The sequence below is a fragment of the Rhodococcus sp. APC 3903 genome (assembly GCF_030407755.1).
Taxonomy (GTDB): domain Bacteria; phylum Actinomycetota; class Actinomycetes; order Mycobacteriales; family Mycobacteriaceae; genus Rhodococcus_F; species Rhodococcus_F erythropolis.
Genome location: NZ_JASDCV010000012.1, coordinates 174,493 through 200,928, shown reverse-complemented (window position 1 = coordinate 200,928; position 26,436 = coordinate 174,493). Strand labels below are relative to the sequence as shown.

General features: G+C 61.5%; 27 protein-coding genes and 1 tRNA gene. 9 read left to right on the top strand and 19 right to left on the bottom strand.

Annotated elements, in window-relative coordinates:
- Window positions 1-43 precede the first annotated feature (43 nt).
- Both QMA15_RS18910 and QMA15_RS18905 read left to right on the top strand, forming a co-directional pair.
- Window positions 44-1,489 carry an MFS transporter gene (locus QMA15_RS18910; RefSeq protein ID WP_020908490.1) on the top strand — a complete coding sequence of 482 codons (1,446 nt, stop codon included), beginning with the start codon at window positions 44-46 and terminating at the stop codon, window positions 1,487-1,489.
- A gap of 235 nt (window positions 1,490-1,724) precedes the next feature.
- Complete coding sequence (locus QMA15_RS18905; RefSeq protein ID WP_007726289.1) at window positions 1,725-2,225, top strand: nuclear transport factor 2 family protein; 501 nt, start codon at window positions 1,725-1,727, stop codon at window positions 2,223-2,225.
- Here the strand turns inward: QMA15_RS18905 and QMA15_RS18900 are convergent.
- Window positions 2,212-2,994, bottom strand: coding sequence for a DUF1906 domain-containing protein (locus QMA15_RS18900; RefSeq protein WP_020908491.1), 783 nt, complete (start codon window positions 2,992-2,994; stop codon window positions 2,212-2,214). The genes QMA15_RS18905 and QMA15_RS18900 overlap by 14 nt on opposite strands.
- Before the next feature lie 888 nt (window positions 2,995-3,882).
- Here QMA15_RS18900 and QMA15_RS18895 point away from each other — a divergent pair.
- Window positions 3,883-4,113 carry a PLD nuclease N-terminal domain-containing protein gene (locus QMA15_RS18895; protein WP_029255832.1) on the top strand — a complete coding sequence of 77 codons (231 nt, stop codon included), beginning with the start codon at window positions 3,883-3,885 and terminating at the stop codon, window positions 4,111-4,113.
- Here the strand turns inward: QMA15_RS18895 and QMA15_RS18890 are convergent.
- The 8 genes from QMA15_RS18890 to QMA15_RS18855 form a co-directional block, all read right to left on the bottom strand.
- On the bottom strand, window positions 4,101-5,042 hold the full coding sequence (locus tag QMA15_RS18890; protein WP_069146333.1) for an antibiotic biosynthesis monooxygenase: 942 nt from the start codon (window positions 5,040-5,042) through the stop codon (window positions 4,101-4,103). The genes QMA15_RS18895 and QMA15_RS18890 overlap by 13 nt on opposite strands.
- Before the next feature lies 1 nt (window position 5,043).
- Complete coding sequence (locus QMA15_RS18885; RefSeq protein ID WP_290285844.1) at window positions 5,044-6,444, bottom strand: amidohydrolase family protein; 1,401 nt, start codon at window positions 6,442-6,444, stop codon at window positions 5,044-5,046.
- Between the two features lie 69 nt (window positions 6,445-6,513).
- The gene (locus tag QMA15_RS18880) at window positions 6,514-7,212 is read right to left on the bottom strand and encodes a CPBP family intramembrane glutamic endopeptidase (RefSeq protein ID WP_020908494.1); all 699 of its coding nucleotides are present in this window, start codon (window positions 7,210-7,212) and stop codon (window positions 6,514-6,516) included.
- Between the two features lie 168 nt (window positions 7,213-7,380).
- On the bottom strand, window positions 7,381-8,364 hold the full coding sequence (locus QMA15_RS18875; RefSeq protein WP_020908495.1) for an iron-siderophore ABC transporter substrate-binding protein: 984 nt from the start codon (window positions 8,362-8,364) through the stop codon (window positions 7,381-7,383).
- An 89-nt stretch (window positions 8,365-8,453) separates the two neighbouring features.
- Window positions 8,454-8,933, bottom strand: a complete 480-nt coding sequence (locus tag QMA15_RS18870; protein WP_290285839.1) for a VOC family protein — start codon at window positions 8,931-8,933, stop codon at window positions 8,454-8,456.
- 85 nt (window positions 8,934-9,018) lie between these two features.
- The gene (locus tag QMA15_RS18865; RefSeq protein ID WP_020908496.1) at window positions 9,019-10,005 is read right to left on the bottom strand and encodes an alpha/beta hydrolase family protein; all 987 of its coding nucleotides are present in this window, start codon (window positions 10,003-10,005) and stop codon (window positions 9,019-9,021) included.
- Window positions 10,002-11,006 carry an alpha/beta hydrolase family protein gene (locus QMA15_RS18860; protein WP_290285836.1) on the bottom strand — a complete coding sequence of 335 codons (1,005 nt, stop codon included), beginning with the start codon at window positions 11,004-11,006 and terminating at the stop codon, window positions 10,002-10,004. The genes QMA15_RS18865 and QMA15_RS18860 overlap by 4 nt, the downstream gene beginning before the upstream one ends.
- A 333-nt stretch (window positions 11,007-11,339) precedes the next feature.
- Complete coding sequence (locus QMA15_RS18855; RefSeq protein WP_255246888.1) at window positions 11,340-11,471, bottom strand: hypothetical protein; 132 nt, start codon at window positions 11,469-11,471, stop codon at window positions 11,340-11,342.
- A gap of 271 nt (window positions 11,472-11,742) precedes the next feature.
- Here QMA15_RS18855 and QMA15_RS18850 point away from each other — a divergent pair, with 271 nt between their 5' ends.
- A complete protein-coding gene (locus QMA15_RS18850; protein ID WP_290285834.1) occupies window positions 11,743-12,864 on the top strand; it encodes a winged helix DNA-binding domain-containing protein in 1,122 nt (373 codons plus the stop codon).
- A gap of 114 nt (window positions 12,865-12,978) precedes the next feature.
- Window positions 12,979-14,676, top strand: a complete 1,698-nt coding sequence (locus QMA15_RS18845) for a fumarate hydratase (protein ID WP_003945198.1) — start codon at window positions 12,979-12,981, stop codon at window positions 14,674-14,676.
- Window positions 14,677-14,736: 60 nt separating this feature from the next.
- Here the strand turns inward: QMA15_RS18845 and QMA15_RS18840 are convergent, their stop codons facing one another.
- The 7 genes from QMA15_RS18840 to QMA15_RS18810 form a co-directional block, all read right to left on the bottom strand.
- Window positions 14,737-15,087 (bottom strand): hypothetical protein, encoded by a 351-nt coding sequence (locus tag QMA15_RS18840; protein WP_290285833.1) that lies wholly within the window; start codon window positions 15,085-15,087, stop codon window positions 14,737-14,739.
- A gap of 52 nt (window positions 15,088-15,139) precedes the next feature.
- The gene (locus QMA15_RS18835) at window positions 15,140-15,703 is read right to left on the bottom strand and encodes a mismatch-specific DNA-glycosylase (protein ID WP_042952471.1); all 564 of its coding nucleotides are present in this window, start codon (window positions 15,701-15,703) and stop codon (window positions 15,140-15,142) included.
- A gap of 20 nt (window positions 15,704-15,723) precedes the next feature.
- Entirely contained in the window at window positions 15,724-17,052 is a 1,329-nt protein-coding gene (locus QMA15_RS18830; protein ID WP_290285829.1) for a WS/DGAT domain-containing protein, read from the bottom strand.
- A gap of 32 nt (window positions 17,053-17,084) precedes the next feature.
- A complete protein-coding gene (locus QMA15_RS18825; RefSeq protein WP_069146339.1) occupies window positions 17,085-17,579 on the bottom strand; it encodes an SRPBCC family protein in 495 nt (164 codons plus the stop codon).
- Between the two features lie 75 nt (window positions 17,580-17,654).
- Window positions 17,655-18,020: a VOC family protein gene (locus QMA15_RS18820; RefSeq protein ID WP_019744551.1), complete on the bottom strand. Its 366-nt coding sequence runs from the start codon at window positions 18,018-18,020 to the stop codon at window positions 17,655-17,657.
- Entirely contained in the window at window positions 18,017-18,403 is a 387-nt protein-coding gene (locus QMA15_RS18815; protein ID WP_019744552.1) for a phage holin family protein, read from the bottom strand. The genes QMA15_RS18820 and QMA15_RS18815 overlap by 4 nt, the downstream gene beginning before the upstream one ends.
- A gap of 40 nt (window positions 18,404-18,443) precedes the next feature.
- Window positions 18,444-19,409, bottom strand: coding sequence for an L-lactate dehydrogenase (locus QMA15_RS18810; protein ID WP_021332766.1), 966 nt, complete (start codon window positions 19,407-19,409; stop codon window positions 18,444-18,446).
- Window positions 19,410-19,516: 107 nt separating this feature from the next.
- On the opposite strand from QMA15_RS18810, the gene QMA15_RS18805 reads away from it, so the two are divergent.
- On the top strand, window positions 19,517-20,386 hold the full coding sequence (locus tag QMA15_RS18805) for a PE-PPE domain-containing protein (protein WP_290285823.1): 870 nt from the start codon (window positions 19,517-19,519) through the stop codon (window positions 20,384-20,386).
- Window positions 20,387-20,481: 95 nt separating this feature from the next.
- Window positions 20,482-21,546 (top strand): glycerophosphodiester phosphodiesterase family protein, encoded by a 1,065-nt coding sequence (locus QMA15_RS18800; RefSeq protein WP_290285821.1) that lies wholly within the window; start codon window positions 20,482-20,484, stop codon window positions 21,544-21,546.
- Window positions 21,547-21,846: 300 nt separating this feature from the next.
- Here the strand turns inward: QMA15_RS18800 and QMA15_RS18795 are convergent.
- Window positions 21,847-21,919 (bottom strand) — tRNA-His (locus tag QMA15_RS18795).
- Window positions 21,920-22,106: 187 nt separating this feature from the next.
- Here QMA15_RS18795 and QMA15_RS18790 point away from each other — a divergent pair.
- Complete coding sequence (locus QMA15_RS18790; RefSeq protein WP_290285819.1) at window positions 22,107-23,069, top strand: pseudouridine synthase; 963 nt, start codon at window positions 22,107-22,109, stop codon at window positions 23,067-23,069.
- A 16-nt stretch (window positions 23,070-23,085) separates the two neighbouring features.
- Here QMA15_RS18790 and ychF read toward each other — a convergent pair whose 3' ends face one another.
- Window positions 23,086-24,165, bottom strand: a complete 1,080-nt coding sequence (gene ychF / locus QMA15_RS18785; RefSeq protein ID WP_019744568.1) for a redox-regulated ATPase YchF — start codon at window positions 24,163-24,165, stop codon at window positions 23,086-23,088.
- Between the two features lie 70 nt (window positions 24,166-24,235).
- Window positions 24,236-24,739, bottom strand: a complete 504-nt coding sequence (locus QMA15_RS18780; protein WP_019744569.1) for a CD225/dispanin family protein — start codon at window positions 24,737-24,739, stop codon at window positions 24,236-24,238.
- An 89-nt stretch (window positions 24,740-24,828) separates the two neighbouring features.
- On the opposite strand from QMA15_RS18780, the gene QMA15_RS18775 reads away from it, so the two are divergent.
- A complete protein-coding gene (locus tag QMA15_RS18775) occupies window positions 24,829-26,406 on the top strand; it encodes an FMN-binding glutamate synthase family protein (protein WP_290285815.1) in 1,578 nt (525 codons plus the stop codon).
- The last annotated feature ends 30 nt before the right edge of the window (window positions 26,407-26,436 follow it).

Here is a 26,436-nt window from a genome sequence, read left to right as displayed (position 1 = left end):
GGGCGAACGCACCAAATCAGAAACAATCCATGGCGGGAGCCGCATGTCCGTGCACGCAGATTCGTCGAACGTCGACGAGAAATCCCCGGACAAGAAAACCACGGTCACGAACTACGCACCTTCGGGTCCCGTGCTCACAGTCCTCGGACTGTGCGGAATCGTCGTCGCACTGATGCAGACACTGGTAGTCCCGATCATCCCGCAGTTGCCTCACCTACTGAATTCCACCCCCACCGACACCTCGTGGGCGGTCACCGCAACACTCCTCGCTGCCGCGGTGATCACGCCGATCAGCGGGCGGCTCGGCGACATGTTCGGCAAGAAGCGAATGCTGCTCGTCAGCCTCGGATTGGTCGTTCTGGGCTCGGCCATCTGCGCGATCGCACCTTCACTCGTGGTGCTCATTATCGGACGTGCACTTCAAGGAGCATCTATCGGGGCGATTCCATTGGGCATAGCCATCATTCGCGATGTACTGCCGCCGAAAAAGGTAGCCGGGGCAATGGCGGTCATGAGCGCCACCCTCGGCGTCGGTGGTGCGATCGGATTGCCCATCGCCGCGGTCATCGCTCAGCATGCCAACTGGCACTTCCTCTTCGTCACTGCGGCGGCACTCGGATTGATCTGCGTCGCACTTGTTGCGTTCGTCATTCCCGAATCAACGGTACGACGCCCGGGCCGTTTCGACTTCGTCGGAGCCCTCGGCCTCACAGTCGGCCTGATCACTCTGCTGCTGCCCATCACCAAAGGCGGGACTTGGGGATGGGGCGACGCAAAAACGCTCGGGCTCTTGGGCGTATCCGCCCTCAGCTTCCTGGTTTGGGGATGGTGGGAGCTTCGACGCAACGCACCTCTAGTGGACCTCCGAGTATCGGCCCGGCCGCAGGTTCTCTTCACCAACTTCGCGTCGATCGCCGTCGGATTTGCCATGTACGGCAACTCTTTGACGCTCCCCCAACTCCTCATGGCACCGACATCCACCGGCTACGGACTCGGATTGTCCATGGTCGCAGCAGGACTCGCGCTGGCTCCCGGTGGACTCGTCATGATGGCACTCTCACCTGTGTCCGCTCGAATTTCGGCGTGGCAAGGCCCGCGAATCACGCTGATGCTTGGCGCGCTGATAATCGGATTGGGTTACACCTTTGCGTATTTCACGGTTTCGAGCGTGTGGCAGGTCTCCGCTGCCGGAATGATCATCGGTGCAGGCGTCGGACTGGCGTACTCGGCGATGCCCGCCCTCATCATGGGCGCTGTGCCCATCACGGAATCTGCGGCCGCAAATGGACTGAACTCCTTGATGCGATCGATCGGCACATCGACGTCTGCCGCGATCGTGAGCGTCGTTCTGGCCGGAATGACCATCACCGTCGGCACCGCAGTGATCCCCTCGTTCGAGGCGTTTCGTGCCACGTTCCTGATTTCCATCGCAGCCGCCGTTGTGACGATGGTGTTCGCCGGATTGATTCCCAAACAGAAAGTCACGTAAGGGAATCAACCCGGCAGAGGACTCACTTCTCCGAAGAGCCTTCGATGCTGCCAGTCTGCAACTTCGACAAAAGTGTGTAGATGAAACTGATGATGGTATCCACGCGTTGCCCTCTCACATATTGGGTCCCCGACCCGTCAACGACGGTACCGCAGAACTCGTCTGCATCGAATCGCCGACAATCAATTCTGCAACGTGTTCTAATTTGAGGCGACCACTACCCGAGGAGCCTTTCATGACCTGGACGCGTACCGAACTCGAAGACGCCTTCGCGGGGTACCAGAACACCGTTGTCGAGTGCACTCGTTCCGGCGATTGGAACGCCTTCGCGGACATGTTCACCGAGGACGTCGTCTACGTGGAACACGCTTTCGGCACCCTCAATGGCCGAGAGGCTGTACGCAAGTGGGTCACTCGCACAATGACAGAGTTCCCGGGGCACCGCATGACCGAATTCCCGGCCAACTGGTTCGTCGTCGACGAGCAGCGCGGATGGATCGTGTGCGAGATCGACAACCCGATGGAGGATCCGGGCGACGGATCCAAGCACGGAGCCGCCAACATCACGATCCTGCATTACGCCGGCAACGGATTGTGGTCTCGCGAAGAAGACGCCTACAACCCGATGAACTTCCTGTCGATGGCAAAAGCATGGTGCCTCGCCGCCGAAGCGGCGGGCACCCTCCCCGATGACGCCAAAGCCTGGCTCGCCAAATTCGGCGCTATGGTGCGATAGATCCTGTCGGCAACGAGGATCCGACGGGCTGGACCGGACCGACCGCACCGGCCAACGACCACTGGCCGTAGTCGCGAGTGAGGATCGAGTTCAGATCCACGCCCACGCCGTCGACCTTGCGCTTGTCGATCTCGAACTGGTGCAGGTTTGCCCTCGGGTGCACATATCCTGCGGGCGACCCCCAGTTGTGCTGCCAGAACCAGGTTCCGACGCCGGCGCTGATCATTGCGTCGATCACGCGAGTGTTTCCGTAGATACCGAGTGCTCCGTTGCCGACGACCGAGGCCCACCCCTCGAGGTACGGCGCGATCAGGGTGGTGATTTCGGTACTGGTCGGGTTGTCGTCGATCGACGCGTAAATCGGCCGACCGGACGGCCCACCGGCCGCAGCATGTAGTTCGAGGCCACGGGAAGCATGACGCTTGCCTGCCTCGCGAGCCCCGCGCCAGTCCGCCGTTCCGCCCTTGCCGAATTGATAGCAGGAAACGACTTGGAGTCCGGCCGCCGTCAACGCGTCGGTTTCCCGCGCCAGTACGGGCTTACCGACCATCCAATCGGCTCCCGGGCGCCTGTCCGAGACATATCGAATGGCGCCTGCATACCCGGCGGCCTTGATTGCCTGAGCGGACGGCACACCGGCGGCGTAATCGAGCAGGGTCCCTAGTGAACCGGCATTGGCCACCGACGTCGTACCGCTCAATGCAGCGAGTCCGGCAGCTGCCGATCCAGCAGCTGCGTACTTGAAGAGGTTTCTTCGCGAGACGTGCACAAAGCTCCGATCATCGGCGTGTCCCGCTGGAAGTGGCGGGCAGGCAAGCTATCTTCTTTCGCTCGCATTCCACCACAGTCACATCAACCCCGCCATGCACTTGGCCAACAATGCTCACATTGTCACCAAATTGGACGTTAGACAGATAGTCAAACAGACAACAGTGGCCCCCGAAGACATCGTCTTCGGGGGCCACTGAGTCGGCCTAGCGGCCGGAAGCTATCAGCTGAGCGAGGTGAAGAAGCTCAGAGCGCTGAAGAGATCAGACGCGTTGCTGAAGAAGTCGTTGAGGAAGGTGAAGGCATCCGAGAATTCTGCGCTGCTCATGCGATGTGCTCCTGTCGAAGATACGGTCCAGAGGATTGCCGCCACGTGAGTGGCTGCTGGCGATAAGAGTAGAGGTCTTCCGTTACTTCCGCGACACCAAATGTGTCCGGGACGTTACATTTCGACCCCTTCGGGACACGGACATACACACAGGTGACGCCCACCGGCAGTGATCAAACTGTCACCTACGGACGATTTATTGACGTATTCCGAACATCGTTCCCGATAACAGCTATCTCGCAGCATCAAACCTGTAGGCGGACCACAAGATTGGCAAGCCTTACTTAACAGAGGGGGCGTTGCTCCCGCTAGAGCGCGTACCAGCAGATTGGCCAAATCCCCCGCGGCAATGTGGCCACGCGAGCTTAGTCCGGGCGCAAACATTCAGCCACAGTTCGAGTTAGCGAGATCTTTACGCCGAAAACGACCATCCCGACTGACCGCGGGACCGTACCTAGCGGTCATCATGGTGACGCTATTCACACCGATTTGCGGAACTCCAGGCACCGATAGCAGCCCTATCTCGACACCAATCGGACGTTCGAGGGCACAGTGGAGTTCATGAACCTCACAAAAAAGAAATCCTGGAGTGAGCTGTCACCCGCGCAGCGCCGCGTCGCCGCCCTGCTCGCAACGATTCAGTCCCTGTTGGCGATCGCCGCGTGGACAGACCTGGCGCGACGCCCTGCCGATACGGTCAACGGCAGCAAGAAGAAGTGGGCGGCGATCATCTTCGTCAACTTCTTCGGGCCGCTCACCTACTTCCGCCGAGGCCGGATTCAGTCGAAGTAGTCCCAGAACTGCAGCCACTTCACGGAGGCGAAGAGCGTCAGAGTCACGACGTACACCGCAATTACCGCTGCGACACCGCGCCAGTTGGTGCGGGGAACGGCGCCGTCGACCGGGTCGAGCCAGTGGCGGAACCACCTGGTGACCGTCGGCATCAGGAACCACGTCATGGCGCCGACGCTGACTATCTGGCTCAACCACATCGACAGCCACGGCGGCGCTCCGATCCCGTCGAGCAGCGGACCGAGAAATCGTGACAGCGTCATCACTGTCGGATAGAGAACGAGCAGGATGATCATCGCCGTTTTCCAATTCGGCGTCGCACGGGTCTGCCCGTTCTCCGTGCGCAGAATCGTGCCGAACGGTGTCGACCGCGTGGTCTCGGTGAAGTCCTCGGCCAACTCGGCTCGCAGTTTCGGCAGTGCCGCGGCCCTTTCGGGCGACGCCATCCACTCCGCCAATTGCTGCTCGGTCCGAAACCGAAGGACGGACTTCCACTGGGTGGAGTCGGTGACCGACCGCAACAACATCACCGACTCGTAGCCGGAGAATCGCGAACTGAGATCGATGAGATGGCGTTGCGTTCGCAGAAACTCGTTCTCCTTACCCACGACGACGACGTGGTCGTACACGCCGATACCGGGCGGCGGCAGAACTCCGTCGACGAGGACCAGATCACTCGTCTGTGCCAGAATTCCCGTTGCCGCAGCGGCTCTTTCGAGATCGCGGCGATCACCCGACTCCAGCCAGCGGTGAAGATCGTCGGCACTGTCGAATGTGACAGACATGCCGTGCGACACCGGTTCCGGTTGATCACTGATGCCACAGCTCAGGTAGCCGTTGAATCGACCGGCGGTCTCGGCCGCACGCTCGACCCACGCCCGGAATCCCGAACTCGTTCGGTGATACCCGGTGATGGCGGTTGCGGACACGTCAGCCCGACACCCGGCGCCCTTGCACGTATACGTGCGCAATCGCGGGCTCGCGCATCGCCATCAGGAGGCCGAAGAGCGTCTGGTCACGGGCGAGTATCGGATCATCCGAACGCGTTCCGTGGTTGACGAGCCCGGCGAGCGGCAGCCACCCGGAGGGATCGATCACCAGGAAGTCGGCCTCTTTGCCCTCGTCGAAGTTGCCGATCCGGTTCTCCATGTCCAGCGCGCGAGCACCGGCGAGTGTTCCGGTGAACAGCAGTTCGGCGGGGTGCATCGACACTCCGTCGTCGCCGGCTTCGGAGATATGAACCTTGAAGGCGTCGCCGAGGACTCGGGTGAGCAGGCACTCGTCGCCGCCGCCGAAGTCCGATCCGATCGCGATGTTGACCCCTGACGCAACGGTTCGTTTCCACGGCATGGTGCCTGAGCCGAGAAACTGCTGGGACGTCGGGCAATGTGCGATCGAGGTTCCGGTCTCGGCCATGCGTGCGAGTTCGGAGTCCTGGCAGTGCACCGAGTGCGCGAGTATCGCGCGCGGACCCAGAAAGCTCTTTCCGCCGACCTGTGAGCCGGGGAGGAACTTGCCGTCGTACGTATCGAGATAGGTCTCGACCTCGTACTCGGCGAGTGTGGTTGCCACCTCGCCGGTTCCCGGCCGATTGTTCTCGTTGAGATGGCTGTGGAAGTAGACGCCTCTGTCACGGACCGAGTCGTACAACTCCCCCAAGTCTTTCAGCGTCCGTGTTGTCACCGCGAGGGAGAAGCGGGGAACCACTGCAACGTGAATGAGTGCGGTGTTCACGTCGCCGGTGTCAGCCGCGTGCCACTTGTCGATCTCCTCGCGGGTGAGTCTGATCGCGTCCTCTTCCGAGGTGATCAGCGCGGCAGCGGACGCCGGGCCGGTGGTCTGAATCCCGCGGCCGCTGACCACTCGAAGGCCGCGATTCAGAGTTTCACTGAACAATGCGTCCTGCGCGTGCGGGAAGGCCGATCCGAACACCATCGCGGCCGTCGTTCCCGTGGCGATTCGGCGAGCGCAGAAGGCCTCGGCAGCGTGCTGGGCGAACTCCGGATCAGCGAATCTCGATTCGGAGGGAAAGACGCACAGGTCGAGCCACTCGAGGAGTTGGCCGCCGCCGTACGCATCGCCGGCGTAGGTCTGAGGGAAATGAATGTGGGCATCGACGAATCCGGGCAGCAGGAAACCCGGTCGATGATCGTGAATTTCGCCGCCCGCGAGGTCTCCGGGGAGCGATTCGAATTCTCCGCAGTAGACGATCGTTCCGGCATCGTCGATCGCCAAGACGCCGTCGGGGATCGAGACGAGCGACTGCGCCGCATCCTCAACCGTCGGACGACCGGAAATGTGGAAGACATGGCCTCGATGAAGGTGCGTCACTTACTGAGCAAAGCACAAAACTACCCGGCGCCGCGCGGCGAATGCTGTCCTTTTTGTCAGATATTGGGATCAAGCAAGAGTTGCATGCCAAACAAGCGCCGCAGCCAGTGCACCTGCACCATTCAACGACCAATGCAGAGCAATCGGCGCAATCAGGCTGCCGCTGCGATGACGAAGCCAGGTGAATACGAGACCGGCCGCAGCGGTGGCGAGAACAGCTCCGAGGATGCCGGCGACCTGGCCGACGACTCCGGTACCGAGAAAGCCGGACAGCCCTTCGTTACCACTGGTCAAACCCATCGACGACGCGATATGCCACAGTCCGAACATCAGAGAACCGGCAGCGGCGACGCCGCGGAATCCACTGACCCGGTTCAACGTGCCGTGCAGGACGCCACGGAAAGCCAACTCTTCGGGAATGACGGTCTGCAGCGGGATCACGATCATCGACGCGATGATCGCGCCGGAAATAGTGGCGTAGCGATCCGCCATGAAGAAAGGACGTGTGAGCGGAAGCAGAGCGCCGACGGCGACAACGGTCAGGACCAGGCCGACGGCAGCAAGCGCGTACTTCGAACCTCGCCGCAGGTCACGAGGGGACAGCCCCAATTCCGCCCAACCCATTCCCCGGCGCTTGGTGAGCGCCAACAGGACGAGAGCAGAGATGGGTACCGTCGCGATGCTTGCCCAGGCGGTGGTGAAATGCGCGATCAGATTGGTTCCCACCAGCACCACGATCACAACAGCGATATCCACGTATGCATGCATCCGCGGAAAACGAGGAGCGGTCGCTTCGATCTCCACTGGAGCGATCTCCACTGGGCCGCCGCTCGTTAGCTGAAAGTTCACTTTTTCCAGTGTACTGACGCACGAGAACTGCCCGCCACTGTTTGCGAACACGCTCACAGTGACGGGCAGGTCCCGAAACACCTCTGATCAGGCGCCGAGCGTGCTCGCAAACTTCGGAACGGCGTTGTCGATTGCGTAGGTCAACCCCGGTACCGAGCCACTCGAGAACGCATTGACGAGTGCCGGGTCATCGAGGATCAACAGATGTCCCTCCTGGGCCGACGGGATTGCGCGCAGCAGCGGATCGTTCGCAAACGCACTGCTGTCGAGGAAGATCGGAAACAGAACCGTGAGATCCGCGTCGAACAAGTTCAGGTTCTCGTTGGCGACCGGGATGTAGAAGTTTCCGGTGGCTTTTTCGGTGATCGCCGTCGGGATCGTGAAGCCGAGGCGCGTCATGAAGTCTGCGCGTGCGTCGCCGGGTACGTACGCGCCGTAACCATCGGAACTGTAGGCGCCGACGGCCGCTGTCTTACCCGCAAAGCTCGGATTGGCGGCAATTGCAGCGTCGAACTTGGCGTCGAGGCCGGACAGTAGCGCCTTTCCTTCTGCTTCCTTGCCGAGAGCCTTCGCGACGAGTTCGGTCTGCTGCTCGACCGTCGTCCCGTACGCAGTGGCCAGACCCGGGGGCGGCCCGACCGTCGGCGCGATGGCGCTGAGCTTGTCGTAGGTGGCCTGCGTGTTGTCGCTTCTCGTCCACAAAATCAGGTCCGGGTCGAGAGCAATGACGTCCTCGATGCTCAGGTCCATGGTTCCGAGGATCTTCGGGTCTGTGGTGAACTCGTCCGCAATCCAGGGTCCGACGCCCTTGCCACCGAACGCCATCCAGTCCGCGACACCGACCGGCTGTGTTCCGAGGGCAAGTGCCGTCTCGGCGTCCGACCAACCGAGCGCGACGACGCGCTGCGGGTTGGCCGGGACCTCGACGTCACCGAACATGGTCGAGACGGTTGCTCCCGCCTCCGCGGGTGCGTCAGCGCTGTCACTGCTGCAGCCGGCAAGCCCGGCGACGGCGAGCGAGGCCGCCAAGGCCGTGACTGCAATCTTCATTCGAGAGACTTTGATTCGCATGGTTACCAGCACTCCTCCAACGCTCCAGCGAGAATTAGGGAAGGCTAGCATCAGCTAACGAAGACTGTCGCCCATCGGCCAGATCGTGTTCAGGACGCGTCTGCGGCCCGTTCGAGCTCCGCGATATCGATCTTCTTCATCTTCATCATCGCGTCCGTGGCGCGTTGTGCCTTGGCCCGATCCGGATCCTTCATCAGTTCGAGAAGACGATTCGGGACTACCTGCCAGGACAATCCGAACTTGTCCTTGGCCCATCCACACGGGCCCTCTTCCCCACCTTCGGTCAGCCTGGACCAGTAGTGATCGACCTCAGCCTGATCGACGCACGGAATCTCGAACGACACTGCTTCCGAGAACGTGAACATCGGTCCGCCGTTCAATCCGGTGAATCGCTGACCACCGAGCGCGAAGCTGACGGTCATCACCGATCCCGCCGGCATTCCGGAAGGCGATCCCTCGACGTATCTTTCGATTCCCAGGATCTGCCCGGAACCGAACACCGAGATGTAGAAGTTCGCTGCTTCTTCTGCTTGGTTGTCGAACCACAAACAGGGAGTGATGGAAGGCATGTTCTGTCCTTGTCGATGAGGTTACGAATCAGGTGTACAGGGTTATAGACCCGGCCCGAAGCGGAAACTCATCGCAAGGAATTACTCAAGCCGACAACGCAGAGTCGAGCATCGGCCAGGAGCGAACGAGTTCGTCGCGCCAGTACGGCCAACCGTGCGTCCCCACCGGTTGAGCGCTGCGGGTGACATCGACTCCGCGATCGCGCAACACCTGCGTGATCTGGTCGGTGCACAGGTTCGATCCCAGTTCCATGACCCCGCCAACGACCAGTACCCGGCCCAGGGCAGGAGTATCGAGAGTTTCGTGCGGGCCTGGTAGTCCCGATCCCGAGGCGAGATACACCTTGGTGCCGCGCAGCTTGTCGGCATTGGCGAAAATGTCGTGCTCTTGCCAAGCCTCACTGCCGGCCGGACCCCACATCTGCTCCGAACGGGCATTTCCGTTGATGACCACAAGATCGGTCAACGCCTTGCCGAATCCTCCGACGGTTGTGTAGCAGCCGCTGTAGCCCGCGACCGCGTCGTACAACCCGGCCGAGCGTTGGGCCAGGATCAGCGCGGCCTCTGCACCCATCGAGATCCCGCCGATTGCGTTGTGCCCGTTGGTTGCGAACCTCGTGTCGATCAGTGAGGGAAGCTCTTTCGTCAGGAACGTCTCCCATTTCAGACGACCGAATTTCGGGTGGTCTTCCTGCCAATCGGTGTACATGGTGCCGGTTCCACCGATGGGGAGTACGACGTTCACGTTCTTGTCGGCAAAGAACGGGACGATATCGCCGTTAGCCGGAGCCAGCCAGTTGTTCTCTTCGATCTGCCCGGAATTGCCGTCCAGGAGATACAGCGTCCCGCGCGGTTCCGAGCGGTCGGCAGGAAGCAGCACTTTCACCTGCATGGTGCGCCCCATGGCGGGACTCGCGACGTCGAGAAGAACCAAGCGCGAAGACAGTTCGGTGACACTCGTTATCTTCGGGGTCTCGTCGGCGAGCGCGGTCGAGGGCAACGCAAGTAGTGAAATCAAGGCGAGCGCGCCGACGAGAACGACGCTTCGAAGGCTTGCTCGATGGGGCCTCACACGCCGAGCGACGCGGCGATCATCGGCCACGAGTCGTGTAAGTCGTCTTCCCAGTATCCCCATGAATGCGTTCCTGCCGGCTTGAAGTTGTAGCGAATGTTGTTCATACCCAATGCGTTCGTCTTGTCCGCAAGCTGGGTGGTGCAGTAGTGAGTTGCCGCCTCGATTCCGCCACCGAGTACAAGCTGCAACGCCAAATCTGTGACGTCGTTGTCGATCCGTGGATCGGCAAGCGTGTCGTACGGACCCGGAATCCCGGTTGCGGTAGTGATGTACATCGGGATTCGAGGTAGCTTGTCCGCGTTGACAACCGGATCGTGAGCCGGCCAACCCGGGCCATCGTACGGACCCCACATGTTCTCCGCGTTGCCACCACCCACTGCGACCACGAGTTTCACGAAGTCCTGACCGATGCCTGGACTCGTCATCGCACACCCGCTGAAGGACCCGACACTGTTGTACAGCGCGGGCGCCGCCATAGCCAGATCCAGTACCGACGTGCCTGCAATCGACAAGCCGGCAAGTGCGTTCTCGCCGGTCGTCCCGAACGTCGAATCAATGACTGGCGGTAGTTCTTCCGTCAGGAACGTGGTCCACATGTTGACCCCGTTGTTGTTGCCGGATTTCGCGAGGCCGGGGTCCGGCCGCTCCCAATCGGTGTAGTAGCTGAATGCTCCACCGAGAGGGGTGACCACGTTGACGTGCTTGTCCGCGAAGAACTTCGGTGCATCGGTCCGCACCGACCACGTCGCGTCGTCTTTTCCTCCGTCCACTCCATTGAGTAGGTAGAGCGTCGGAGCGGGCGTGGAGGTATCAGCCGGCCGCAAGACCTGCAACGGAATGTCGCGCCCCATCGACGGTGAGTACACCGAGATGTCGACCAGCCTGCTGTCCACCGACTGAGCGTGACCCGGTGCCGTGAGGAGCTGGAGCCCACATACTGCCGTGGCCAACGCCACGAAGACGCGGAAAACCGTTCGCAAAGCACGAGTCTCGATCATCCGGGTCACTCTCTTCGGCAGCGGAACCTTTCGAACGGTACCGGCTGAAAGAGGCAAACCCGACGTGATCGGAAAAACTCGATCCGGTCGACACGGAAAGGCTCACGCACCGAGTGCGTGAGCCTTTCTCGTCAGACGACGCTTACTTGGGCGTAACCGTGCCGCCACTGAGCTCGGTCAGCGAATTGAAGAATGCGGTGCCGACGTTGTTGACAGCCGTGATGACGTTCCCCACGATTTCGAAGGATCCCATGAAAACTCCTACAGTTGTTTAGGTCTCGGTCACCCGAGCGGAAGTTGTGTGGTCGAACGATCCGATTCCAGCGAGCAGGATCAGAGGAGGGGCTTGAGGCTGCCCGTGTTCGTCTGAACCGAACCGATGAAGGTTTCGAACAACTGGTCGCCGGCACCGACCGAGCCGAGGCCCTTGAGTGCAAGTTCGACGATCGACATCAGTGAACCCATGTGAATCTCCTAGAGAAGTCAGAGGTCAGCTACCCAAAGCACCCGACAGTGCTGTGACAGCTGCGTCACATCTGTAATGTATCCGTGACGTGGGTAACAGTAATCATACGAACGACCAGTTGGCAAAGGATTCCGACAATGGGGTCATTATTTCGACTAATAAGGTCTGCTACTGAAAAAATTCCGGACAATCGGTCGAATTTCACCAATTCTGTCGTCGCATTGATCAACTGTCCCAAATCCTGCGGTTACCCACCAGTAAACTGAAATCATGTCTAGCGCAACCTCACTCACGCAGGTAGATAATTTCCGGTGGCACCGCCATCAACTCGACCGAGCGGCTGCCGGTGACGCCGATCACAGCGATTGCAGCATTCTCGATCTCGGGATTCAGAACACCGGACCTGACGGAGCCGCCTGGGCCCTACGGATCCGCGGCGTCCGCGGCGACGTCACTGAGTTCGCTCTCGCCTGGACGTTGCGCGGCGCTCCCCACTATTACCGTCGGGGCGACCTGCCTGCCATCGCCGTCGCCACGTCGCCGTTCAGCGAGGCTGATGCAGCCAAGCGAATTTACGACGCGAATCGGCCCCTGAAGGCCGCTGGCATCCCGACGCTGAGTGCCCTGCAAACAGTTGCTACTGCGATGCGGGACATCGTCTCGAAACCAACCGTCAAGGGCGAGATGTCCGCGCAATTGACCACGCGGGTCACCGAGCCCTTTCTGAGATTCTGCCGCCCGTGCAACGCCACTCATCTGTACGAGATGCCGTTCCGGCTCGCGGCACTTCAGGCAGGCCTCGAGCTACAGCCGGGCACATCTCCCCCAGTGCTCGAACGCATTCCGGGTTGGCGCCGACGCCCGTACACAGCCTCAGGTTCAGACGCCGATCCCCGCTTCGACGTGATTCGCGGGTATCTGCGCTTCTACGGCCCCGCCACTCCTGCTCACGTCGCGTCGTTTCTCGATGCCCCGGTCAAGGACGTCAAAGCCCACTGGCCCGTCGATGCCGAGGAGATCGAGGTGAACGGCGAGAAGCGGTGGATTCTCGAACAAGACCGCGAAGACTTGCTCGGCTCCCCCTCCGATTCGAGTACGCGTTTGCTCGGGCCTTTCGATCCGTATGTACAGCTCAAGGATCGGGAGACCCTGGTGCCCGATCCGGCCGCCCAGAAGACGGTGTGGCCGACCCTCGGGCGACCGGGCACGGTGGTGGTCGGCGGCACGATCACCGGACTGTGGCGACCGCGGGCGTCCGGAAAGAAGCTGAAGGTCGCGATCACCCCGTGGGGAACGTGGTCACGATCGGCCCGTGCAGCAGTGGCCGAGCAGGCCGAAATACTTGCCGAATTTCGCGGCGCCGAGCTCTCCGAACTGGTCGAAGTATCTTGATCGAGCCAGTGGCATCCGGATAATTCCAGCTCACACCCGCCCCGATTCGGAGAAGGAAACCCCCAACGATAACCTGAATGCGACCTTCGCACGCACCCTTGTTCAGGAGAGATGATGGCCGACTTCCTCTATGAGGACCTGTTGCCGATCGGTGATGACACCACCGAGTACCGATTGCTCACCACCGAAGGGGTGTCGACAGTCGAGGGACCGGACGGCCGCACCTTCCTTCAGGTCGAGCCGGAAGCGATGCGCTTGCTGACCGAAACGGCGCTGCACGACATCTCTCATTACCTGCGCACGGATCACCTGACGCAGCTCGCGAGCATCCTCGACGATCCCGAAGCGTCGAACAACGACAAGTTCGTCGCGCTCGACCTGCTCAAGAACGCCAATATCGCCGCTGCCGGCGTTCTGCCGATGTGCCAGGACACCGGAACCGCCATCGTCATGGGCAAGCGTGGACAGCACGTACTCACCCCCGGCGACGACGAGAAGTCCATTGCCCGCGGTGTCTACGACGCATACACGCGTCTGAACCTGCGCTACTCGCAGAACGCCCCCATCACGATGTGGGACGAGAAGAACACTGGCAATAACTTGCCCGCGCAGATCGAGCTGTACGCCGATACTGCTGCCGGACATGAGAACTCGTACAAGTTCCTCTTCATGGCCAAGGGCGGCGGCAGCGCCAACAAGTCCTACCTGTACCAGGAAACCAAAGCGATCCTGAACCCCGACTCGATGATGCAGTTCCTCGAGGCAAAGATCCGCTCGCTCGGTACCGCTGCCTGCCCGCCGTACCACCTTGCAATCGTCGTCGGCGGCACGTCGGCCGAGTTCGCGATGAAGACAGCCAAGTACGCGTCCGCGCACTACCTCGACGAGCTCCCCACCGAAGGCGCCATTACGGGCCGCGGCTTCCGCGATCACGAACTCGAGAAGAAGGTCTTCGAGCTCACGCAGAAGATCGGCATCGGCGCACAGTTCGGCGGTAAGTACTTCTGCCACGACGTCCGCGTCGTTCGACTCCCCCGCCACGGCGCTTCATTGCCCGTCGCCATTGCGGTGTCGTGCTCGGCCGATCGACAGGCGAAGGCCAAAATCACGCCGGAGGGCGTGTTCCTGGAACAGCTCGAATTCAACCCGGGCCGTTTCCTGCCCGAGGTCACGGACGCTCAGCTCGACGAAGAGACCGATGGCATTTCGGGTACCGGCAAGGGTGCTGCGGTCAAGATCGACCTCACCAAGCCGATGGCCGAGATCCTCGCCGAGCTTTCCAAGCACCCGGTGAAGACTCGTCTGTCGCTCACCGGTCCGCTCGTCGTGGCACGCGACATCGCGCACGCCAAGATCAAAGAGCGTCTCGACGCAGGTGAAGAGATGCCGCAGTACCTCAAGGATCACCCGGTGTACTACGCCGGCCCAGCCAAGACGCCCGACGGTATGGCGTCCGGTTCGTTCGGCCCGACCACGGCCGGCCGTATGGACTCGTACGTCGAGCAGTTCCAGGCCGCCGGTGGCTCGATGATCATGCTGGCCAAGGGAAACCGTTCCAAGCAGGTTACCGACGCCTGCAACACCCACGGAGGTTTCTACCTCGGATCGATCGGTGGACCGGCGGCTCGTCTGGCACTCGACTGCATCAAGAAGGTCGACATCCTCGAGTACGCCGAACTGGGTATGGAAGCCGTCTGGAAGATCGACGTCGAGGACTTCCCCGCGTTCATCGTCGTCGACGACAAGGGCAACGACTTCTTCGCCCATACCGGTGAAGTGACCCTGACGATCGGTAAGCGTCCGGGCCTGTAGACGCGTCAACAGCAAAGAGCCCCGGCGAGTTTCGATCGCCGGGGCTCGTTTGTGTCTTTGTCAGGTCCAGAGCGCGGCCACGAATACGGTTACGATCGACAACCCGCCGACGACGTGCACCAGATTCGGATTGGGTTGCCCCTTCTTCTGCTTCGCACGGGTGATCTCGGCAAGCGCCACGATGACCAGCGAAAGCACCAGCTTCACAGCGATCTTCGCGTGAATGTAATTCTTGTCCAGGGCGCCTTCGCCCAACCCGACGATGATCAGGCCGGACACGAACTGCATCCTGGCACCCCACACCATGACCTCGGTGACCGAAGGAGCCTTGAGGACGGTGAAGTAGCTACCGACCAGGGCAGCCATACCGAATAGGTGAATCACTACAAAGACGTTGTATAGAACAGACATACAAGCACTTTAACTTGTACCTTGTTCTGGCCGAACGGAACTGCGGCTTCTCTCAGAGAAGTCCGGCTTCGGATGCGGCGGAACGATATTTCGCTGCCAAGGTGTCCACCGTCTCGTGTGCGTTGAGGCCACTGGGATTGGGCACGATCCACAGTTTTGCCCCCTCGAAATCACGGTCTTGGCGCCCGGCCTTCGCCTTCTTGTCACCGAAAGCTGTTCGATAGGCGGTGATCCCGGCGAAGGCAACTACTTTCGGTTTTGTCGCACGCACGACCGCCCGCACCCGCACTCCCCCGGCGGCAAGCTCCTCCGCCGTCAACTCGTCGGCTCTGGCCGTCGCGCGAACGGCGAGATTGGTGATACCGACGCCGCGATCGATCAGGTGCTGCGTATCGGCGTCCGACATACCCGCGGAGGGATCGATCGCACGCTCGATGATGCCTGCCCGCAGCAGTGCCGGATAGAACCGATTACCCGGCCTGGCGAAATGCGCGCCGGTCGCCGCCGTCCACAGTCCCGGATTGATACCGACGAACAACAGCCGACAATTCGACCCGATCAGATCCTCGATCTCGGCGTCTCGGAACGATTCCAGTTCGGCGCGCGTGAATCCCATGCTGCCAGTACATCAGGCCGTCACGACAGCGCTTCGCGTACCTCGTCGATCGCGTCGTGCATCATCTGCTCGTACACGTCGATGTCCGCGATCGAGGCCGGACTGCTGGTGATGCTGATCGTCACCGTGTCCCCGATCCCGTGTACGCCGTGGGTCAACGACATGACCGGTGACAAACTCGGGAAGCCGGCTGTGAACCGAACAACGCCGCCTCCGAGCACCAGATCCGCGTCACCGCGCGCGACACTCGACACCACGGTGTTGCCGGTGACCTCGTCGGGCACCGCCGTGAAATCGTATTGCTGCACGCCCCAACGGACCAGCGGGCCGGGAACCGCGTTCAGCGCGAGATCCGACGCTGCGCTCGACGGATGGGATGCCCGTGCGCGACGCTCGTCCATCGACGCCTTGATCCGTTGGGCTCGCTCACGAAGATCATCGATATCCGGGAACAGTCCGACACCTGCATTGCGGAAGTGGTTGCGCGCTGTGGGTGTACCCACCTTGGCGATGGTCACCTCAGCTCCCAGTTCCGGCGGTACCGAGCCGTCTCGCTGGGTGAGGTAATTCGCCATCGCTACCGAGATGGCTGTCATCGCTCCGACTGTGACGGATACGCCGTCGCCACGGAAATCTGCGCTGTCCCGCACGACCATGCGCACCAGTCGGTGAGGTCCAGGCGGGATGTTGGAGCGCACCTTGGGACGGCTCGCCGCCTGCGGCGCAACAACTCCCGATTCGGTGTCCAACTGCAGCTGTAACTGCGCTCGGTGCCCAGCCCGTCCGTCGCGGAACAGCGAAACGAGCTGACCCGGCAGGCGCAAGGCGGCGCGGCCCAGAATCTCGGCTGATCCGCTACGCCGCACGTCCGTCTTCTGCTTTGCGGGCGGTTGCGGCGAGAACAGCTGGCGAGCAATCGCCGACGCGCGTTTGCCGTCCGCCAGAGAATGCGCGACCTGCAGAACTGCGATCAGCGCCGGGCCGCTACAACGCGGCGCGCCGGTGACGCCGTGGAACAGGTGAAGCGTCCACGGGGACTCACGCGGGTCGACGTGGTTTTCGAGAAGCTTTTCGATTCCGTGAATACACGATGGCCACGAGTCATCCGGCAGCTCATGCACTCTCACCAACGAGGCATCGACCGGCATGGGATCCCAGAGCGGATAGTCGAGATGCCACGGTGATTCACGAATCCGAACATTGAGATCCGGAATGAGCGACGCTCGTTCCACCACCGAGCGTCGTACCTCGTCGATCGACTGGCTCTGCCCGTCGAAACAGTAGAGCAGTAGTTGATCGTTGGGGATCTTCTCCGAAATCCAGAAGGTTTGGGCATCGGTGGGCGTCATCCGTAACACCGGGAGACGGTACCACCGGCTCGTCAGCCCTTTTCGGCAGCAGCTTTCAGCTGGGACAGGCCCTTCTCGAAATCCTTTCCGACGAGCTTGTCCATGCTGAAGATGAAACCGAAGATCTTGAAGAACAGATTCTTCTTTCCAGTCATCTTCCACGTCACCTGAACTTCACCGGCATTGGGAGAGGCTCCGGCATTCGGAGAGATGAGAAAGGTGGTGACGTTCTGTGCCTTGAACGGCTTGAGGAAGACCAGGTCCAAAACTACGCGTTCGTCTGGGACGGATTCGGTGATCACCATCGAACCGGAACCTGCCTTCTTGTTGCCGGCCCAGGCGTACGAAGCCCCGACGCCCGCGTCAGGACCCGCGTACGTGCGCTGCATTGCCGGGTCGAGACCTTCCCAGGGCGACCACTGCGTCCACTGGTGGAAATCGTTGATCAACGCGAAGACGACCGATGCTTCTGCCTTGACGATCGTCGTACGTTCTACCAGGAATTCGTCGGAATTCTGCGAAGCCATCGTCGATCTCCAATTCTCGGGCGTGACAAGTGTTCGGAATTATCCACGGTCGACGAGATCGGGGCGAGTCGACACTCAGTCGCGCAGACACAGGCAGAAGTGGTGACCGACCGGGTCGCGGTAGACGCGGAAAGTCTGATGCTCCGGGATGCCGGTCACCCGCTGCGCACCCAGGCTGATCACCCAAGCCTCCGCGGGGTCGAGAGAATCGACGAGCAGATCCAGATGGATTCCGACGCCGGATGTCGGCCAGTCGACCGGAACAAAATCCGGAGCAAGCTGAAACGCGAGCCGCTCGCCGGCGGGTCCTTCGATCACGTGCCAATCATCTTCGTCCCGAACGCTTTTCCAGTCGAGGACCTGGACGTAGAAGTTGGCCAATGCAGCCGGATCCGGGCAGTCCAGGACTGAGTAGTCCATACCGATGTTCGGACGCGTCACTGAGCCTTCTTCTCCTGAACTTTCTTACGCACGAACAACAACGGAAGCACCAGCGTCGCAAGTGCTGTTACCAGCCACACGACGACTGTTCCCAGAATCCACGTCGAGACACCGGAGATCGACAGATTGGAGAAAAGCGACGCCACCAACAGAGCGACAAACGTCGACACCAATCCGATTCCGCCGAGAAATGCTGGTGCGTGGCGCTTTGCCACTGTCGCGATGAACGGCGCCAGGACCGACTGCGCTATCGCAAAGATCACGACCGCAACGATGAATCCGGATGTGGGCGCCGAGAAGCCCGAAAGAATCAACGACGCAACAAGAAGCCCGACAGCGGCAGAACCCAGGAAGATCGCGGCGCGAATCAGGAAGCTGATCATTTGTTGATCCTATATGTCGGATATCGAGCAGAACAGATATTCACAATCCCAGAGATTCCTGCACCTCTCGCAATGTACGGGCAGAAGATCGGAGCCCCGAAGCCTCTTTTTCTGAGAGCGGTACCTCGAGGACTCGACCGGCACCCGCACGACCGACCATCGTGGGAAGGGACAGGCAAACGCGATCGAGTCCGTGGACACCGGTCTGCAAGGTCGATACCGGAAGAACCCGTTGTTCGTCCCGCAACACGACTTCCGCGATGAATGCGCTCGACAATCCGATGGCGAGGTTGGTCGCACCCTTTCCTTCGATGATCTCGTAGGCACTCTCGACCACAGACTTCGCGACACTCGCGCGTAAGTCGGGGCCGAGGACGCCGCCCGACGGTCCCACGAACGAGGTTGCCGGCACTCCGCCGATGGTTGCGCTCGACCAGAGCGGAATCTCGGAGTCCCCGTGCTCGCCGACGATGAAGGCATGGACGTTCTCGACCGCGACTCCGAGTTCGGTGGCCAGCAGGAATCGCAATCGGGCCGTGTCGAGCACCGTCCCCGATCCGAAAATTCGGCTGCGGTACGACGGTCCCGCAGCCTGGATCGCTGCGTAGGTCGCCACGTCGACCGGGTTGGTGACGAAGAGTAGAACCGCGTCCGGTGACACCGCCAATAGTTGTTCGGTCAGAGTCTGTGCAATCTTGACGTTCACCGCGGCAAGTTCGAGCCGCGACTGGCCGGGATGCTGTTTTGCGCCCGCGGTGACGACGACCAAGTCGGATCCCGCGGTGACCGAGATGTCATCACCTCCCTCGACGGTGCACGGCGGTGTGAACTGGGTTCCGTGGTTGAGATCGAGAACTTCGGCGCGGACCTTTGCACTGTTGGTGTCGTAGAGGGCGAGCGCGTCGGCTGATCCGCGTATCAAGCACGCGTACGCAATCGCAGTGCCGACGCTTCCCGCACCGACAACGGACACTTTTCGCCTGGATGAACGATTCGGCGTCGTCATGGGTAAATGGTGCTCGCTCGATAACGATTTCGCAGCACAACGGATTGCCAGCCTCTTCTCAGGGTTTGGATGCCGGCCTCTCAGAATCGACGTGGATCATCGCTGGCATGGCTGAGGTAACCGTTCTTGCAGTTGGCGGCACCGGCGAATCCCACGTCGGCGACCACGGCGCGCGTGTGCGCGGACTCCTCAGTGCCGTCACCGACGAACTCGACAGTCGATTCGATTCTCGCTGGGTCGCCTATCCCGCGTCGTATGGCCCGGTCGCCGACGGCGGCCTGAGCTTTCGGCACAGCACCGCGATGGGTGTGAAGGCCCTCTCGACCGCAATCGCAGAGACAGACGGCCCAGTCATGCTGATCGGATACTCACAGGGATGCACCGTGATCCGCGCGGCACTCCCGACATCGACTTCTCCGACGACTTCTCCGACGCTGAACGGCGCCAACATCATCGGAGTCGGACTGATCTCCGATCCACAACAACCGACCGGCGTCATCGAAGGTTGCGAGGGACACGGAGTTGCCGGCGACGGACCCCAAGTCCAGCCGTGGATTCCGGTCAAGTGGATCGGGCACCCACAGGACATGATCTGTAATGCCAGCGACGACAGCTACATTCGCGACATCGCAGACTTGACGCGCTGGATGTCCTTCTCCCAGGCACGCGTGTGGGCACAAAAAGTTTGGGAACTACTTCGTAGCAATGCTTTCCAGAATGCGCAGAAGACTCGTTTCAGTCCGAAACAGTGGCGCACCGATCTACGACGCATTCGCACCGCGTTCCTCGAAGTCCTCGGCTATCTGCCGACGCGGTTGAACCTGAACCGCTTTCAGCTGGAGAACCCTCGCGGCGGTAGACACATCAGCTACGCGATCGAACCTCTCGACGAGAGCGGACTGACCGGGTGCGAGCTTCTGGCGTCGTGGATGAAGGTCCAGGCAAACGGCGTCGAGCAGCGCGTTCACGCAGCCTGACTTTTACCGTTAGTTTACCTAACGAACCCCGGCGAGCCATTCGACGCCCTTACGTTCCTTTCATGCAACTGAGCAGAATATTGTCGTGTGCCGCCGTGACCGTCGCACTCCCCCTCACCGCCCTGGCGACCCCGGCCGGCGCATCGCCAACCGGCAGTCTCGACTGGTCCGGTTCGTTCGGTAGTTCAGCACCCCAACCGGTTTCGACGTTCGACGTCCAAGCCCACCGCGGCGGGCTCGGCCTGTACACGGAGAGCAGCCTGGCCGCGTTCTCCAATGCTCTCGAAATGGGCGTCAGCACACTGGAACTCGATACCCAGATCACCGAAGACGGGATCGCTGTCGTCACGCACGATCGTAAGATCTCGAACAAGAAATGCCTCGACACCAAGCCCGCCACTACCGGCGACCCGGAGTTCCCGTACGTCGGCAAATTCGTCAACACGCTGAGCCTGCAACAGATCAAGACCATGGACTGTGGCACGCTCCCCCTTGCCGGATACCCTGAGCAGCAAAATGTTCCGGGAGCGAATATGCAGACACTCGAAGAAGTGCTCGCTCTGGTGAAGTCGTACAACGCACCCGGAATCAAGCTCAACATCGAGACCAAGGTGGAAGCGGGAGCGCCCCACGAGACCGCCCCGCGTGAGCAGTTCGTCTCTGTAGTCCTCGATACGATCCGGGCAGCCGGATTGTTGGACAGCGTCACCATTCAGAGCTTCGACTGGGGCTCGCTCATGCTCACCCGTCAACTCGCGCCGAGTGTGCCCGTGGTCGCGCTCACCAACGGTGACTTTCTCCAGGTAGGCAAGGACGGAGCGTCACCGTGGCTCGGCGGTCTGGACATCGATGATTTCGGTGGCGACGGCATCTCGGCGGTGGCAACCTTCGGCGCCTCCGCCTACTCCCCTGTCCAAGGAACTCCCCAGGGTGGAAAGGTCGGCGACCCCGGCTTCGCCTTGTACCCGACAGCCGACATGATCGCGAGCGCACATGCGCGTGGCATGAAGGTCATCCCGTGGACCGTCGATGATCCCGCCACCATGCACGCCCTCATAGACCTGGGTGTCGACGGAATCATCACCGATTACCCTGACCGTCTCCGCGCCGTCCTGTCCGAGCGCGGTATGCCGCTACCAGCGCCTGCGGTCAAGAAGTAACCTCCACCGCACACCGAAGCAGGTACCTGAACAGGTACTTCGGCCGATGTCCGCGGGGTGTCGCCGGACGCATCCTGGACAGGTACTTGCTCGGGCGATCGGAGGTGAATTCTGATGATGTCTTTGAAGGATCAGTTGGACAACTGCGAATACCTACTTGCCGACGCGGAAATGGCGGGTGACTGGAATGCTGTTCGGCGATTCAGGGAATACCGGCTGAGGCTCGTTCGACAACTGTGCAGGCAAAGGGCTGCCGGTCTCTGCGCCTAGAGTCCTCACGTCAGCCGTATCTGAACTGAGTCCCTCTGGGCGGTTACGATCCGCCGTCGCCCGAGTCACAGTCGGGTGCTCTCACCAATTGAGCTACAGAAGGTATGGACCGCAGTGCTTTTCGACTGCGACCTTTCTCTGCCGAACCATACGGGCCCACATCTCGCCTGCGCTACTGATTTTCGACTCGACGATCTCTGGTGATCACCGCTCCGAGTTGGTCCCCACGTCCCCGCGGGGACGTCTCCGGCCAGGCCGCACCGAATCACCGCTGACCAGCAGTCGATGGGATGATTACCTGTGTGTCCATGTCCCCACCGCTGCCCGTCAAGAACGGGGTTGGCCCGACGCGTCTACGCATCCCGCTCTCTGGGCCATGGACGACGATCGCCGAGTACGTCGTAGCCAAGTTCGACCATCTGGACGCCGAAAACCTGTATCGGCGGTTCGACGACGGCGAGTTCGTGGGTATCGACGGCCACCCGATCTGCCGGAGCACCGAGCTCAGCGCGCACCGGTTCGTCTGGTACTACCGCGAGTTACCGGCGGAGGACCCGGTGCCGTTCCGCGAGGAGATCCTGCACCTCGACGACGATCTCGTCGTCATCGACAAGCCCCATTTTCTCCCGACCACCCCCAGCGGGCGCTACCTCCGCGAGTCGGCGCTCGTCCGACTGCGGGTCCGGCTCGACAACCCAGATCTGACCCCGATCCATAGACTCGACCGCGGCACCGCAGGGGTGGTGATGTTCTCGGCCCGCCCCGCGACGCGCGGCGCGTACCAGTCACTGTTCGAGAAGCGGCAGGTCACGAAGGTCTACGAGGCGGTGTCGGCGCGACCGTCCCGGTGGGGCCAGGATGCGCCAGCGCTCGACGTCCCTCTCGTTTACCGCAACCACATCGAAGCTCGACGCGGCGAGTTGCGGGTCGTCGTCGACGACAGCCGTGAACCCAACTCCGAGACCATGATCGAGGCGCGAGGGATGGGCGTGAGCGCCTCCGGACGTACTGTGCTGCACACGGTTCTACGTCCGCAGTCCGGACGGATGCACCAGTTACGGGTGCATCTGGCAGCTCTCGGCGCCGGGATCCTGGGCGACCGGCGATACCCCGACCTGCTTCCCGACGCCCCGGACGATCATTCCCTCCCACTCCAATTGCTCGCGAGGGAACTCGAATTCACCGACCCGTTGACTGGGAGAGCGCGGCGGTTTGTGACACGTCGGACGCTCAGCGAGTTACCCGTGGGGTGAGGACCAGAAGCCGGATTTAGACGTTGAAGCGGAACTCCACCACATCGCCGTCGGCCATGACGTATTCCTTGCCCTCCATGCGGACCTTGCCTGCAGCCTTGGCTGCGGCCATGGAACCGGCCTCGACGAGGTCATCGAAGGACACGATTTCAGCCTTGATGAAGCCGCGCTCGAAGTCGGTGTGAATGACGCCGGCAGCCTGGGGCGCGGTGTCACCCTTGTGGATGGTCCAGGCGCGAGCTTCCTTCGGACCAGCCGTTAGGTAGGTCTGCAGTCCGAGGGTGTGGAAGCCGGTGCGCGCGAGAGCGTGCAGGCCCGGCTCGGTCTGACCGATCGAGTCGAGCATTTCCTGGCGGTCTTCCTCGTCGAGCTCGAGGAGTTCCTGCTCGACCTTCGCGTCGAGGAACACAGCGTCGGCCGGTGCGACGGATGCGCGCAATTCCGCAACCTTCGCTGCGTCGGTGAGCACAGACTCGTCGGCGTTGAAGACGTACAGGAAGGGCTTGGTGGTGAGCAGGCTCAGTTCACGCAGCAGCGAGAAGTCGAGCTTGTCCTTGACGCTGAACAGCGTCGTGCCCTCGTTGAGGAAGGCCTGAGCCTTGAGTGCCTCGTCGTGGGCCGGCTTGAGCTCCTTGTTCTTGCGAGCTTCCTTGTCCAGACGCGGGAGCGCCTTCTCCAAGGTCTGCATGTCGGCGATCACGAGCTCGGTCTCGATGACTTCGATATCGGAGGCCGGGTCGACCTTGCCGTCGACGTGGATGACGTCGTCGTCGGCGAAGACGCGAACTACCTGGCAGATGGCGTCCGCTTCACGGATGTTGGCCAGGAACTTGTTGCCAAGGCCTGCGCCCTCGGACGCGCCCTTCACGATTCCCGCGATGTCGACGAACGACACGGTCGCGGGGAGGATGCGCTCGGAGCCGAAGATCTCGGCGAGCTTCTGCAGCCGCGGATCGGGCAGCTCGACCAGGCCGACGTTGGGTTCGATGGTCGCGAACGGGTAGTTCGCTGCCAACACGTCGTTGTTGGTCAGTGCATTGAAAAGGGTGGACTTGCCGACGTTGGGCAGTCCGACGATTCCGAGGGTAAGGCTCACGGTCTGTGGATTCTACGGCCTCGCAGCGACGTGACGGGTACTCGCCCCACCGTCACGTCGCGGCAGGTGATCAGTTGTAGGTATACGAATCGACGGACGACACGATCGCAACCAGGAAGATGACGTAGAACGCGATGAACAGCACCCAGCAGATGACGGCTATGAGGAGCGAGATCTGCCCGAGCTTCTTCACGCGCTCGGACGCGTACTGCGCGCCCTGGTGATCGCCCATCGCCCACTTCGGGTAGATGTCGTGGAGATGGTTGAACGCGGCGAACGCGATAGGCCAGAAGAAGATGATCGACGCGACGGCCCATCCCGCGTTGGACTTCGGCGGACCGTACTGAGGCGCCGCGTACGTGGGTGCGGCGCTGTACTGCTGGGTCGCGCTGTACTGCTGACCGGTCGGATACTGCTGTCCGGCTGAGTACTGTGGGTCGGTCGGGTACTGCTGGCCCGTCGGATACTCCTGGCCTGCTGAATATTGCTGACCGGCTGAATACTGCTGGCCCGCCGGATACTGCTGCTCCTTCGGATCCTGCGGGTCGGTCGGATATTGCGGTTCGGTCATCATTCCCCCAAAGAGTCGGATTCGGTTCTCTATCGCAGAACCTAGTGGAGACTTACCGCTGCCGTGTCACAGTGGGCGCCTACGCTCTCGAGGTGACTCGGATGCTGATCGTGCTCTTGATATGGATAGTGGGTCTCGGCACCGCCGCGCTCGCAATTGTCGCCTCGCCCGGATGGTGGGTGATCGCTGTCGTCACTCTCGCGCTGGCGGCGATGGGCACCTGCGACCTCACTCAGAAGTCCCACAGCATCCTCCGTAACTATCCGGTCCTGGGGCACGCGCGATTCCTCCTCGAGAAGATTCGACCGGAGATCCAGCAGTACTTCGTCGAATCATCCACCGATGGAATGCCATTCGATCGCGAAACGCGAGATCTGGTTTACGAGCGTGCAAAGGGAACACTGGCGGAAGAGCCCTTCGGGACCGAGCGCGACGTCAATGCGATCGGCTACGAGTTCATGACGCATTCGATTCGCGCACGGACCGCCCCCGACACCGTTCCGCGAGTTCGCCTCGGCGGACGCGATTGCACGAAGCCGTACGACATCGCTCTCTTGAACGTCTCCGCGATGAGCTTTGGGTCGTTGTCCGCCAACGCAATCGAGGCCCTCAACGCCGGCGCCGCCAAAGGCGGCTTCGCCCACGACACCGGCGAAGGCGCGATCAGTCCGTATCACCGCAAACACGGCGGCGATCTGATCTGGGAAATTGCCTCGGGATACTTCGGATGCCGAACCGAGGGCGGCCGATTCGATCCTGACCGGTTTGCCGAGCGTGCCGGCCTCGATCAGGTGAAGGCCATTTCGATCAAGCTCTCGCAAGGTGCGAAACCCGGGTTGGGTGGCGTGCTTCCCGGAGTCAAGGTCTCCCCCGAAATCGCCGAAACCCGCGGGGTACCCGTCGGCCAGACCGTGATTTCGCCACCCGCGCACACCGCGTTCAGCACCCCGGTCGAACTGGTCGATTTCATCGCGACCCTGCGCAAACTGTCGGGCGGCAAGCCGGTCGGGATGAAACTGTGCGTCGGCTCGCGTCGCGAATTCCTCGGAATCTGCAAGGCGATGATCGAACGCGGCATCACGCCGGACTTCATCATCGTCGACGGTTCCGAAGGCGGCACCGGCGCAGGTCCGGTGGAATTCGAGGACCACATGGGCATGCCGTTGACCGAAGGCCTGATGCTCGTGCACAACGCCTTGGTAGGAACCGGTCTGCGCGCTCTCGTGAAAGTCGGCGCTTCCGGAAAGGTGGCGAGCGGTTCCGACATCGTCAAACGCATCATCCAAGGCGCAGACTTCACGATGGCTGCCCGCGCAATGATGTTCGCAGTGGGCTGCATTCAGGCCCAGATGTGCCACACAAACCGCTGCCCGGTCGGCGTTGCCACTCAGGATCCGGCGCGCACCCGCGCACTCGACATCCCCGACAAGAGCGAGCGCGTCTACCGCTTCCAGAAGGCAACTGTCGCCAGCGCACAACAGATGATCGCGTCGATGGGCATCGATTCGTTCGACCAACTGCAACCGGGAATGCTCAACCGCCGCGTCGAGTGTCTCACCACGCGTACCTATGCCGACCTGTTCGACTGGCTGATGCCGGGCGAACTGCTCGACTCCCCGCCGCAGAGCTGGCTCACCGATTGGATCGACGCCGACGCTCACCGATTCTGACGCCGGTCGACTCCCGCGCCACAGATCGCG